Below are 11,135 nucleotides of genomic sequence, written 5' to 3'. Positions count from 1 at the left end.
CCGGCGGCCGACCGGAAACGTCGACGGCCGCCCACCCCCGGGACACGGGGACGGGCGGCCGTCGACGGCACGCGGCGACTAGGCCACGCCCAGGTACGCCTCCTTGATCGAGGGGTCGTGCAGGAGTTCCTGCCCGGTCCCCTCCTTGACGATCCGCCCGGTCTCCAGGACGTACGCCCGGTGCGCGCGGGAGAGCGCCTGCTGCGCGTTCTGCTCCACCAGCAGCACCGTGGTGCCCTGCTGGTTGATCTCCACGATGATGTCGAAGATCTGCTGGATGATCATCGGGGCCAGGCCCATCGACGGCTCGTCCAGCAGCAGCAGCTTCGGCCGGCTCATCAGCGCCCGACCGACGGCGAGCATCTGCTGCTCACCGCCGGAGAGCGTGCCACCGGCCTGCTTGCGACGCTCGCGCAGCCGGGGGAACAGCTCCAGCACCTTCTCCAGGTCGGCGGCGATGCCGGCGTGGTCCCGCCGGGTGTACGCCCCCATGTCCAGGTTCTCCAGCACCGTCATGCCGGGGAAGATCTGCCGGCCCTCGGGTGACTGGCACAGACCCCGGACCACCCGCAGGTCGGCACGGAGCTTGCTGATGTCCTCGCCGTCGAAGGTGATCCGACCGCCGGACAGCGAACGGATACCGGAGATCGCCCGCATGGTGGTGGTCTTGCCGGCGCCGTTGGCACCGATCAGGGCCACCACCTCGCCCTCGTTGACGGTGAGGCTGATGCCGTGCAACGCCTCGATCCGGCCGTACGAGACGCTGACGTCGTTCAACTCAAGCAGCATCGGCGGGCTCCCCCAGGTACGCCGCGATCACCCGCGGGTCTCGACTGACCTCGGCCGGCAGACCATCGGCGATCTTGCTGCCGAACTCCAGCACCACGATCCGGTCGGTGACACCCATCACCAGCCGCATGTCGTGCTCGATCAGCAGCACCGTCACGCCCTTGTCCCGGATCCGGCGGATCAGCCCGAGCAGATCCTCCTTCTCGGCCGGGTTGAACCCGGCCGCCGGCTCGTCCAGGCAGAGCAGCTTCGGCTCGGTGCCGAGCGCCCGGGCGATCTCCAGTCGTCGCTGGTAGCCGTACGGGAGGTTGCGCGCCGCGTCGTTCGCCCGGTCGGCGATGCCGACGAAGCGCAGCAGCTCCATCGCCTTCTCCTCGGCCGCCCGCTCCTCCAGGATGTGCCGGGACAGACCGAAGGTCTTGGCGAAGGAACGCCGCACCTGCTGCCAGGTCCGCACGATCCCGCCGGAGGCGGTGACCTGCGGCAGCTCCTCCTCCTTGGGCCGCACCCGGTAGAGCCGGAACAGCGCGCCGGGCACGCTCGTCTTGTGCCGGGAGTCCGTCCCGACCATGACGTTCTCCAGCGCGGACATCTCCGGGAACAACCGGATGTTCTGGAACGTCCGGGAGATGCCCATCCGGCTGATCTGGTGCGGCTTACGGCCGGTGACCCGCTCACCGCGGAACCGGACCGCGCCCGACGTCGGCTTGTAGACCCCGGTCATCACGTTGAAGCAGGTGGTCTTGCCGGCGCCGTTCGGCCCGATCAGGCCGAGGATCTCGCCTTCCTTGATCTCGAAGCTGATCCCGTTGAGCGCGACCACGCCACCGAAGCGCAGCGTGACGTCGTCGATCTCCAGCAGCGTCTTGCGTGGTCCCGGCTGCGCCGGGATCTTCGGCGCCGCCGTGGTCTCGGTCTCGTCGGACGGGGTGTTGGTCTCGTCAGACATGAGCGGGCGCCTCCTCTGCCTCCGCCGCGCGGTCCTTCAGCTCACGGGCCCGCCGTCCGCTGGGGATCAGGCCCTGCGGACGCAGGATCATCACCAGCACCATGGCCAGACCGAAGGCCAGCCACCGGTAGTCGGCGACCTCACGGAACCGCTCCGGAAGGTACGCCAGCAGCACCGCGCCGACCGAGACGCCGACCATGTTGCCGGACCCACCGACCACGACCATCGCCACGAACAGGATGGACAGGTTCACGTTGAACTGGGTCGGGTCGATGAAGGCGTACCGGCTGGCGAACAGGAAGCCAGCGAAACCGCCGAGCGCCGCACCGATGGCGAACGCCCAGAGCTTGAACTTGAACGGGTAGACACCCATCACCGCCGCGGCGTCCTCGTCCTCCCGGATGGCCAGCCAGGACCGGCCGACCCGGCTGTTCTCCAGCCGGCGAACCGCGAAGACCATGAGCAGCACGACGCTGATCGCCAGCCAGTACCACGGCTTGACGTCGACCAGCCCGAAGACCTGGTTGTCCGGGGAGGGCGGACCCTCCGGCCCGGGAATCGCCGAGATGCCCTGCGGGCCCCGGGTGACGCCCTCCAGGTTGCGGGCCACGATCCGGATGATCTCGCCGAAGCCGAGCGTCACGATGGCCAGGTAGTCACCGCGCAGCCGCAGCGTCGGCCAGCCCAGGATCACCCCGGAGATCAGCGACATCACCAAGGCGATGAACACACAGATCGCCCAGGCCACCGCCCAGGTCGTCGGGAGGTTGAACTCCGCCTGGATCCACTTCACGACCGGCGAGTTCACCGAGCCGAACAGCGCCACCGCGTACGCGCCGATGGCGAAGAAGCCGATGTAGCCCAGGTCCAGCAGACCGGCCAGGCCGATCACGACGTTGAGACCGATCGCCACCAACACGTAGATGGCGCAGGTGAACAGCACACCGGCCCAGTTGCTACCGCCCGAGATCGAGTCGGTGCGCAGCCAGGTCAGGCCGGGGATGCCGAGCAGCGGCAGGTAGTAGAGGAAGATCACGAAGGCCACGAAGGACAGCGACCGCTGCCACCTCGGCAGTGCCCGCCACCGGTCGCCGACCGAATGCAGCGCATTGGTGCGCTTACGGTCCAGGTCACGAATCTTGTCGATCATGCTCGGGCCCTCCCCAGCGACTCGCCCAGAATGCCGGTCGGGCGGAACATCAGCACCACGACCAACACCACGAAGGCGATGACGTCCTCCCAGTTGGACGCGAAGATGGTGGCGCCGTAGACCTCGACGATGCCGAGGAACAGGCCGCCCAGCAACGCGCCGCGCAGGTTACCGATGCCGCCGAGGACGGCTGCGGTGAACGCCTTGAGGCCGAGCACGAAACCGATGCTGTTCTGCGTGAAGCCGAAACGCATGCCCCACAGCAGCGCCGCCGCGCCCGCCATGATGCCACCGAGCACGAAGATCAGCATGATCACGCGCTCCTGGTTGACGCCCATCAGGGCCGCCGTCTCCGGGTTCTGCGCCACCGCCCGCACACCCCGGCCGTACCGGGTGCGGTTGATGAACCAGTCCAGCACCGCCATCATCGCCACCGCGGACACGATCACGATCAACTGAACGTTGTTGATCTCCGTGTTGCCGATCGTGAACAGCGTCTTCTGCTCGATGATCGTCGGCATGCCGAGGATGATCCGGCCGCGGCCGAACATGGACGGCACCAGGTCGCCCAGCAGCTTCGGCAACACCAGGCCGAAGACCTCCACCAGCACCAGCGACAGACCGATCGCGGTGATCAGGAAGATGAGGGGCGGCGCGTTCTTGCGCCGCAGCGGTCGGTACGCGACCCGTTCGATCGCCAGGGCCGTACCGCCGGAGGCTATCGCCGCGACTATCAGGCCGAGTACCAGGAAGAGCACCGCTTGACCGAGCGGCGGGTTGTTCTCCACCCCGAAGGCCGTCCACAGGCCGAGCACCGCGAAGGTACCGACCATGAAGACCTCGGAGTGAGCAAAGTTGATCAGGCGCAGGACGCCGTACACCAGGGTGTAGCCGAGAGCGATCAGGGCATAGATCGCCCCCTTGGACAACCCGTCGACGGTGTGCTGACCGATGTGGCTGAAGAGGTCCGCGAAATTCACCAGGTCTCCTTGCATCGAGTGCGGCCGGGGGATCACCCCGGCCGCACCCCGATACTGTTCGTCAGCTGAGCTTGAGCTCCTGCAGCGGAGAGATCTCCGTGCCCTTGATCTGGTAGGCCCAGATGACGACCCTCGACGGGTCCACGTCGCCGTTGGCGTCGAACTTGATGTACTTCGACACGCCCTGCTTGTCGTAGTTCTTCACGTAGTCCAGGACGTCGGCACGGGTGTTCTTGCCGTCCTTGAAGGCGTCGATGAAGATCTGCGCGGCGTCGAAGCCCTCAGCGCCGTACGAACCCGGCAGCTGGCCGTACTCGGCCTGGTAGTCGGCGGTGAAGGTGCCACCGGCCTTGTCCGGCGGGAGGCACGGGCAGGTGATGATGGAGCCGTCGGCGCCACCGGACGCACCGGCCGGGAACGCCGGGTCGTACAGACCGTCCGGACCGATGAACTTCGCCTGCACACCGGCGGCACGCATCTGGCGGACCAGCGGCGCGGCCTCACGGGTGTAGCCACCGTAGAAGACGAAGTCGGCGTTCGCCGCCTTGATCTTGGAGATCGTCGCCTCGAACTGCGACTGCCGCTCCTGGATCTTGTCGCTGGCGGCGATCGTGGCGCCCAGGTTCTTGGTCAGCTCGGCGGTGATACCGGCGCCGTAGGCGCTGGCGTCGTCGATCAGGAAGACCCGCTGCGCGTTCTCGCCCTTCAGGTAGGTCGCCACGGCGCCCGCCTGGGTGCCGTCGTTGCCGACCACCCGGTAGAAGGACTTGTTGCCCTTCTGGGTCAGGTCGGTCCGGGTCGCCGACGGGGCGACCATCACGAGACCGGCGGCCTCGTAGACCGGCATGGTGGCGTCCGACTCACCGGAGAAGTGACCACCGATGACACCGAGGAACGAGTTGTCACCCGCGACCTGGTTCGCGACCGGGGTGGCCTGCGCCGGGTCACCCTGGGTGTCGAACTCAACCATCTCGACCTTGCAGTCGGCGTTCGCGTCGTTGTGCTGCTTGACCGCGAGCTTCGCGGCGTTCAGCGACGGCAGCACCAGACCCGCGTTGTCACCGGTGAACGCACCGAAGATGGCGATCTTGCCACCGCAGTCACCGGACGCGGTGTTGTCGCCGCTGCCGCCGGCGTCCTGGCACCCAGCGGCGGCGACCAGCACCGCGGCGAGCGCGGCAGTACCCAGCGCCCTTGAATAGCTTCGCCTCACGGCTTCCTGACCTCCTCCAGAAGCAGGTGGGCACCGGGACCCGGCGGGGCGGCGACAAGGTGTGGCCCGTCCACCGCCGGCCGGGCAGGGACGCCCCCTGCATTACGGCTCGTGCTGGCGGAGCGTACCCACACTCATTCGGCCAAGGAAGAGGTCGAAGCGGGGTCTGCGAAACCGTTACGAAGAGAGACGTCAACCCTGCCACTCCCGTAACAGGTCAATCCGCTGACCGGTCGTTAGCCGACACCTGTCCGCCAGTTGGAACACCCCGGAACACCGCCGACACGACCGGACGGACCTGCCGTACGGCACCCTCGTGAAGATCAGGTTTCCACCTCGAAAACCACCGAGAGCAACGGCTGGATCACTCCGACGACGGGTCGGGGCGGCCCACCCACACCGAGGTCCGCACCCCGTCGTCGACCGCCAACCACCACCGCCCACCGTCCGCCGACAGAGCCACCGCCCGCGCCGCCCCGACCGGCGCCGCCACCGGCAACTCCACCGGCCGCCAACCGTCACCCCGGTCGCCGGAGAGCCAACCGCCGTACCGCTCGCCGTCGGAGACCACCGCCAGCACCTGCCCGGCGGTGACGGCCACCCCACCGACCGACGGCACCCCGCCGGCCACCTGGCCGAACCCGCCCGCCGCCGTCCACCCGGCCGACTCCTGACGCCACGCACCGAACGCCCGCCCGCGCAACCCCACCCCCAGCGGCACCCCGTCGACCAGGACCACCCGCTGCATCTCCTCGTACTCCTGGCCGCCCGGCAGGACCGTACGCCGCCAGGTACGCCCGTCCGGCGAGGTCCACGCCGCCGGATCCCGGTCGATCCGTCCCGGCGCCAACAGCCCGCCCACCGCCAACCAGCCGGACGGCCCCGCCACCGCGTCGAACGCCCAGGTCACGCCCTGGCCGTCAGTGGCCAACTCCGGCGCCCCCTCGACGATCGCGAACTCCGCCGCGTCCGACGACACCCAGGCCGCCGCCCCGCTGGCCCGGTTCCCGACGATCAACCACCCGTCCGGGCCACCGGTCAACCGGGACACGTTGACCGCCTTCGGGCCGCCGTACAACTCGAACGAGGCCGCCACCTCGACCAGCGTGCCGTCCCGACGCTGCCACCAGGTGCTCACCCGGGGATTTCCGTGCGCGCCACCGACCTTGCCGCCGACCGCGGCGACTGCGCCGTCCCGACAGCCCACAGAGAACAGCACACTCTGCCGTCCGTAGAACGAATCCGCGATCAACGGCACTGGTGTCCACGTCGCACCGTCCAGGCTGGACCACACCGCCGGACTGGTGGCCCCGGCCGGATCCGCCACCGCGCCGGCCGCATACCAGTGCCCGGCACACACCACCAGATCGCGCACCAGGACCCGACCCGGCTCCGACGGGCTCGGCAACTCCACCCGCTCCCAGTGCAGCCTTGCCGGCTCCGGGCCGGCGTCGTCCCGCTGCGGCGCCGGACACCCCGCCAGCACCACCGCCAGCAGGCCACTCACCACCAGGAACAACCGTCGAACACGGGACACGCCCAGCCGACGCGCCCCGGATCGCCGCGTCAGCGTGGAACGCCGGGCACCCATGCCGCCAGATGCTAACGGCCGCCCGGCCTCGCGACTGCCCCGTGACGGCGAGCGGTCAGGGAGCCGGGCGGGTGACCTCGCCGCCACCGGCGGTCTCGGCGAGAATCCGCTCGGAGACCTCCTTCATGGTCATCCGGTGGTCCATCGCCGTGCGCTGGATCCACTTGAACGCCTGCGGCTCGGTCATGTTGTAGGTGGTCATCAGCGCGCCCTTGGCCCGCTCGACGGTCTTGCGGACCTCCAGCCGGTCGGTGAGCCCGGCGACCTCGGCCTCCAGCGCCGCGACCTCCGAGTAGCGGGAGAGGGCGATCTCCACCGCCGGCACCAGGTCGGACTTCTGGAACGGCTTGACCAGGTACGCCATCGCGCCGGCCGCCCTGGCCCGCTCGACCAGGTCACGCTGACTGAACGCGGTCAGGATGATCACCGGGGCGATCCGGGCACCGGCGATCCGCTCGGCGGCGGCCAGTCCGTCCATGATCGGCATCTTGATGTCGAGAATGACCAGATCGGGCTTGAGCTCCTCGGCCAGGCGTACGGCGGTCTCGCCGTCGCCGGCCTCCCCGACCACCTCGTAGCCTTCCTCGGCCAACATCTCGGCCAGGTCCAGCCGGATCAGCGCCTCGTCCTCGGCGATCAGTACCCGCCTGCGCGCGGCATCCGTCTGCGTCTCGGCCACGAGCCACTCCCACCCAGTCTGTGCCCGACACCCGCGGTACCGGGTGTCGCCGCTCCTAGCGTAGTGGGTAACCTATGGGCCGACGCGACAGGCGTTGAGCGTGAACGTCCCCGTATTCCAATTGGCAGAGAAACGGAGCTCAAACCTCCGACAGTGTGGGTTCGAGTCCCACCGGGGACACCAGAAGTGTCGCACGGGCGTTCGAGAATGCCCCGGTGCACCCACCCGATCTGCGTCTACGAGCGCTGCGGATGCACCGCGACGGTGCGACCGTCGCGGAGGTCGCCCGCGCCGTCGGGCTCCCCTACCCCACCGTCCGCCACTGGTGCCGGGTCCAGCCGGAGCCGAGACAGCGGAGTACGGCATCGCGCTGTTTCCGGTGCCGCGACGTCGAGAATCCGACAGACCTCGGCCAGTACGCCTACCTGCTCGGTCTCTATCTCGGTGACGGGCACCTGGTCACCGCCGCCCGGGTGCCGGTGCTCCGGATCGCCTGTGCGCAGACCTGGCCGGGGCTGGTCGACGCGGCCGAGACCGCCATGAGAAGCGTCCTCGCCTCCTCGGTGCAACGCGTCCCGTCCGCCGGCTGCGTCAGCGTGCAGAGCTACGGCACCCACTGGCCGTGCCTGTTGCCGCAGCACGGTCCAGGCCCCAAACACCGCCGGCCGATCGTGCTGACGGCCTGGCAACGGCCGATCGTGCAGGCGCACGCCGGCAGCTTCCTGCGCGGCCTGTTCCACTCCGACGGCTGCCGGTTCGCCAACCGGGTCACGGTGCGGGGCCGGACGTACGTCTATCCGCGCTACATGTTCGTCAACGAGTCGACCGACATCATGGCGTTGTGCCAGTGGGCACTGGACCTGCTCGGTGTGGCCTGGCGGATGAACCGCCGCAACAGCCTCTCCGTCGCGCGCCGGGAGGCGGTCGCCGTGCTGGACCGTCACGTCGGGCCGAAGTGCTGAACCATGGCCGGGAGCTCAGACGGTGGCGAGCGCCTGGGCCAGGTCGACGCAGAGGTCCTCGGGGTCCTCCAGCCCGACCGAGAGCCGCAGCAGACCGCCGTCGGGTTTCGCGTCGCCGTCGACCGGGCGGTGGGTCAGCGACGCGGGGTGCTGGACGAGGGTGTCGACACCGCCGAGCGAGACCGCGTGGGTGATCAGCCGGCAGGCACCGGCGACCGCCGCCGCGGCGGGGGCGCCGCCGCGTACCCGGAAGGCGAGCAGGCTGCCGGGACCGGCGAGTTGGCGGCCGATCAGCCCGGCGTGGTCGTCGAGTCCGGGGTGGTGCACGCGCTCGACGGCGGGGTGGTCGGCGAGCCAGGCGGCGATCTTCTCCGCGCCGGCCTGTTGGGCGCGGACCCGCAGCGGCAGCGTCTGCAGGCCCCGGTGCAGCAGGTACGCGCCGAGCGGGTGCAGGACCGCACCGGTGAGCGCGCGGACCTGGCGCAGCCGGGCGGCCCAGTGCGGGTCGCAGGCGACGACCCCGGCGAGGACGTCACCGTGGCCGCCGATGCTCTTGGTGGCGCTGTGCAGCACGAGCGCGGCGCCGTGGCGGGCGGGTTGTTGGAGTACCGGGGTGGCGACGGTGTTGTCGATCAGCAGGGGTGCGTCGCCGGCGGCGTCGGCGAGGGCGCGGATGTCGACGAGGTCGAGGGTGGGGTTGGCGGGGGTCTCGGCGACGACGAGGGCGGTGTCGGGGCGGACGGCGGCGGCGACCTCGTCGGGACGGGCCCAGGTGACGTCGGTGCCGAGCAGGCCGGTGGCGAGCACGTGGTCGGTGCCGCCGTAGAGCGGGCGGACGGCGACCAGGTGTCGTTTCCCGTCGCGGGTGGCGGCGAGCAGGGCGGCGGTGAGTGCGGCCATGCCGCTGGCGAAGGCGACGGCGTCGGTGGTGCCTTCGAGTTCGGCGAGGGCGGTCTCGAAGCGGGCCACGGTGGGGTTCCACAGCCGCTGGTAGACGGCGCTGGTGCCGGGGGTCGGGGTGCCGCCGGTGGCGAGGAGTTCGTACGCGTCGCCGCCGTCGTGGACCGAGGGCAGCGGGTTGGTGGTGGAGAGGTCGATCGGGGGCACGTGGACGCCCAGCGCAGCGAGGTCGTCGCGGCCGGCGTGCACGGCTCGGGTGTCCACGGTCGTCATGGCGGCAAGGATCGAACATCACGCACCGATGGAGCAATACTTCCGAAGATCATTCGCTGTTGCCCCTATCGGGCGTGATGATGTTCGGTGGAGGATGGTGTCATGCCCCTCGTTCCGAATGATGTGCGGCCGTTCGCGGCCCTGGACGACACCGATCGCGCGATCCTGACCGAGTTGGCCGCCGACGGGCGGTTGCCGAACAACGCGCTGGCCGAGCGGGTGGGGGTGGCGCCGTCGACGTGTCTGGCGCGTACCCGGGCGTTGCGGGAGTGCGGGGCGATCCGGGGTTTCCACGCCGAGGTGGATCCGGCGGCGGTGGGGTTGCCGTTGCAGGCGTTGGTGTCGGTGCGGTTGACCGAGCACGCGCGGGCGGCGGTGGACGCGTTCCGGACGCGTTCGGTCCGGCTGCCGGGGGTGGTGTCGGTGTTCCACGTGGCCGGGGCGGAGGACTACGTGCTGCACGTGCGGGCGGCGTCGGCGGAGGCGTTGCGGGACTTCGTCCTCGACTACCTGGCCGTCGATCCGGCCGTGCAGCACAGCCAGACCAGCCTGATCTTCGAGCAGGCGCGTGGGATGGGCTGACTCACGTCGTCCGCCGGTAGGGAACAAATGTGGCATCCGGCGGGTTGGCCAGCCGTGTGATCGACGTACCGTTGTCTGTCCTCGACCTGGCCCCCGTCGCGGCCGGCGCCTCCGCGACCGAGGCGTTGCGGCACACCACCGAGTTGGCGCGGCGTACCGACGAGTGGGGCTACCACCGGTTCTGGGTGGCCGAGCACCACAACATGCCCGCTATCGCGTCGTCGGCGCCGGCGGTGCTGCTCGCGCATCTGGCCGCGCACACCGAGACCATCCGCCTCGGGTCGGGTGGGGTGATGTTGCCGAACCACGCGCCGCTGGTGGTCGCGGAGCAGTTCGGCACGTTGGAGGCGTTGCATCCGGGCCGCATCGACCTGGGTATCGGTCGCGCGCCGGGCACCGACCAGGTGACCGCGTTGGCGTTGCGCCGGACGATGGAGGGGTTGTCGGCGGAGGGTTTCCCCCGGGAGTTGGCCGACCTGATGGAGTACTTCAGCGAGGACGGGTCGGGGCCGATCACGGCCACCCCCGGCCGGGGGCAGCGGCCGGCGGTGTGGTTGCTCGGGTCCAGCGGGTTCAGTGCCCGGTTGGCGGGTGCGCTGGGGTTGCCGTTCTCGTTCGCGCATCACTTCAGCGCGCAGAACACGCTGCCGGCGTTGGCGTTGTACCGGCAGAGTTTCCGCCCGTCGCAGTGGTTGGAGCGGCCGTACGCGATGGTGGCGGTGAACGCGGTGTGTGCGGATACCGACGAGCGGGCCGAGTGGTTGTCCGGGCCGGCGGGGTTGTCGTTCCTTCGGCTGCGGTCGGGGCGGCCGGAGCCGCTCGCCTCACCGGAGCAGGCGGCGGCGTATCCGTACACGGATCTGGAGCGGGAGTTCGTGGTGCAGCGCCGGGAGGGTCAGGCGCTCGGTTCGCCGAAGACGGTCCGTCGGCAGTTGGGTGAGTTGCTGGCGCGGACCGGTGCGGACGAGTTGATGCTGACCGCGATGGTGTACGACGTGGCCGACCGGGTGCGCTCGTTCGAGCTGATCGCGGCCGAGGTGGCCGGGGGTTTGCGTCGCTGAGGCAGT

Annotated in this window: 11 protein-coding genes and 1 tRNA gene; 4 read left to right on the top strand and 8 right to left on the bottom strand. The window is 69.9% G+C overall.

All coding sequences use genetic code 11. The annotated features are described in order from the left end of the window. Positions 1-78: 78 nt before the first annotated feature. From ABT008_RS14070 to ABT008_RS14040, 7 genes are all read right to left on the bottom strand, one after another. Positions 79-789 (bottom strand): ABC transporter ATP-binding protein, encoded by a 711-nt coding sequence (locus ABT008_RS14070; protein WP_131053259.1) that lies wholly within the window; start codon positions 787-789, stop codon positions 79-81. Next, positions 779-1,738 carry an ABC transporter ATP-binding protein gene (locus ABT008_RS14065; RefSeq protein ID WP_350696481.1) on the bottom strand — a complete coding sequence of 320 codons (960 nt, stop codon included), beginning with the start codon at positions 1,736-1,738 and terminating at the stop codon, positions 779-781. Before ABT008_RS14065 ends, ABT008_RS14070 begins: the two co-directional genes overlap by 11 nt. Next, the gene (locus ABT008_RS14060) at positions 1,731-2,888 is read right to left on the bottom strand and encodes a branched-chain amino acid ABC transporter permease (RefSeq protein WP_350696480.1); all 1,158 of its coding nucleotides are present in this window, start codon (positions 2,886-2,888) and stop codon (positions 1,731-1,733) included. Before ABT008_RS14060 ends, ABT008_RS14065 begins: the two co-directional genes overlap by 8 nt. After that, on the bottom strand, positions 2,885-3,883 hold the full coding sequence (locus ABT008_RS14055; protein WP_396743294.1) for a branched-chain amino acid ABC transporter permease: 999 nt from the start codon (positions 3,881-3,883) through the stop codon (positions 2,885-2,887). Before ABT008_RS14055 ends, ABT008_RS14060 begins: the two co-directional genes overlap by 4 nt. Before the next feature lie 46 nt (positions 3,884-3,929). Then, entirely contained in the window at positions 3,930-5,081 is a 1,152-nt protein-coding gene (locus ABT008_RS14050; RefSeq protein ID WP_350696477.1) for a branched-chain amino acid ABC transporter substrate-binding protein, read from the bottom strand. Between the two features lie 364 nt (positions 5,082-5,445). Next, positions 5,446-6,672: a hypothetical protein gene (locus ABT008_RS14045; RefSeq protein WP_350696476.1), complete on the bottom strand. Its 1,227-nt coding sequence runs from the start codon at positions 6,670-6,672 to the stop codon at positions 5,446-5,448. A 55-nt stretch (positions 6,673-6,727) separates the two neighbouring features. Continuing rightward, a complete protein-coding gene (locus tag ABT008_RS14040) occupies positions 6,728-7,351 on the bottom strand; it encodes an ANTAR domain-containing response regulator (RefSeq protein ID WP_350696474.1) in 624 nt (207 codons plus the stop codon). Positions 7,352-7,457: 106 nt separating this feature from the next. Here ABT008_RS14040 and ABT008_RS14035 point away from each other — a divergent pair. Together ABT008_RS14035 and ABT008_RS14030 are read left to right on the top strand one after the other, a co-directional pair. Then, positions 7,458-7,534: transfer RNA gene (locus ABT008_RS14035), tRNA-Leu, on the top strand. 32 nt (positions 7,535-7,566) lie between these two features. Next, entirely contained in the window at positions 7,567-8,313 is a 747-nt protein-coding gene (locus ABT008_RS14030) for a helix-turn-helix domain-containing protein (RefSeq protein ID WP_350696472.1), read from the top strand. Between the two features lie 15 nt (positions 8,314-8,328). On the opposite strand, the gene ABT008_RS14025 is transcribed toward ABT008_RS14030, so the two are convergent. Beyond that, positions 8,329-9,486: a trans-sulfuration enzyme family protein gene (locus ABT008_RS14025; RefSeq protein WP_350696470.1), complete on the bottom strand. Its 1,158-nt coding sequence runs from the start codon at positions 9,484-9,486 to the stop codon at positions 8,329-8,331. 102 nt (positions 9,487-9,588) lie between these two features. Between ABT008_RS14025 and ABT008_RS14020 the strand changes: the two genes are divergently transcribed. Both ABT008_RS14020 and ABT008_RS14015 read left to right on the top strand, forming a co-directional pair. Next, positions 9,589-10,068 carry an Lrp/AsnC family transcriptional regulator gene (locus ABT008_RS14020; RefSeq protein ID WP_131053250.1) on the top strand — a complete coding sequence of 160 codons (480 nt, stop codon included), beginning with the start codon at positions 9,589-9,591 and terminating at the stop codon, positions 10,066-10,068. 56 nt (positions 10,069-10,124) lie between these two features. After that, positions 10,125-11,129, top strand: a complete 1,005-nt coding sequence (locus ABT008_RS14015) for an LLM class flavin-dependent oxidoreductase (protein WP_502890435.1) — start codon at positions 10,125-10,127, stop codon at positions 11,127-11,129. The last annotated feature ends 6 nt before the right edge of the window (positions 11,130-11,135 follow it).

Origin of the sequence: Micromonospora sp. NPDC002389, assembly GCF_040296095.1 — a bacterium.
GTDB lineage: Bacteria > Actinomycetota > Actinomycetes > Mycobacteriales > Micromonosporaceae > Micromonospora.
The sequence above is the reverse complement of the archived record's forward strand: the minus strand, read 5'-3'. Positions and strand labels throughout refer to the sequence as shown.

Excerpts from the sequence above, each read along its gene's own strand:
- ABT008_RS14045 (WP_350696476.1), bottom strand. The coding sequence starts at position 6,672 with ATGGGTGCCCGGCGTTCCACGCTGACGCGGCGATCCGGGGCGCGTCGG.
- ABT008_RS14070 (WP_131053259.1), bottom strand. The coding sequence starts at position 789 with ATGCTGCTTGAGTTGAACGACGTCAGCGTCTCGTACGGCCGGATCGAG.
- ABT008_RS14025 (WP_350696470.1), bottom strand. The coding sequence starts at position 9,486 with ATGACGACCGTGGACACCCGAGCCGTGCACGCCGGCCGCGACGACCTC.
- ABT008_RS14055 (WP_396743294.1), bottom strand. The coding sequence starts at position 3,883 with ATGCAAGGAGACCTGGTGAATTTCGCGGACCTCTTCAGCCACATCGGT.
- ABT008_RS14020 (WP_131053250.1), top strand. The coding sequence starts at position 9,589 with ATGCCCCTCGTTCCGAATGATGTGCGGCCGTTCGCGGCCCTGGACGAC.
- ABT008_RS14065 (WP_350696481.1), bottom strand. The coding sequence starts at position 1,738 with ATGTCTGACGAGACCAACACCCCGTCCGACGAGACCGAGACCACGGCG.
- ABT008_RS14060 (WP_350696480.1), bottom strand. The coding sequence starts at position 2,888 with ATGATCGACAAGATTCGTGACCTGGACCGTAAGCGCACCAATGCGCTG.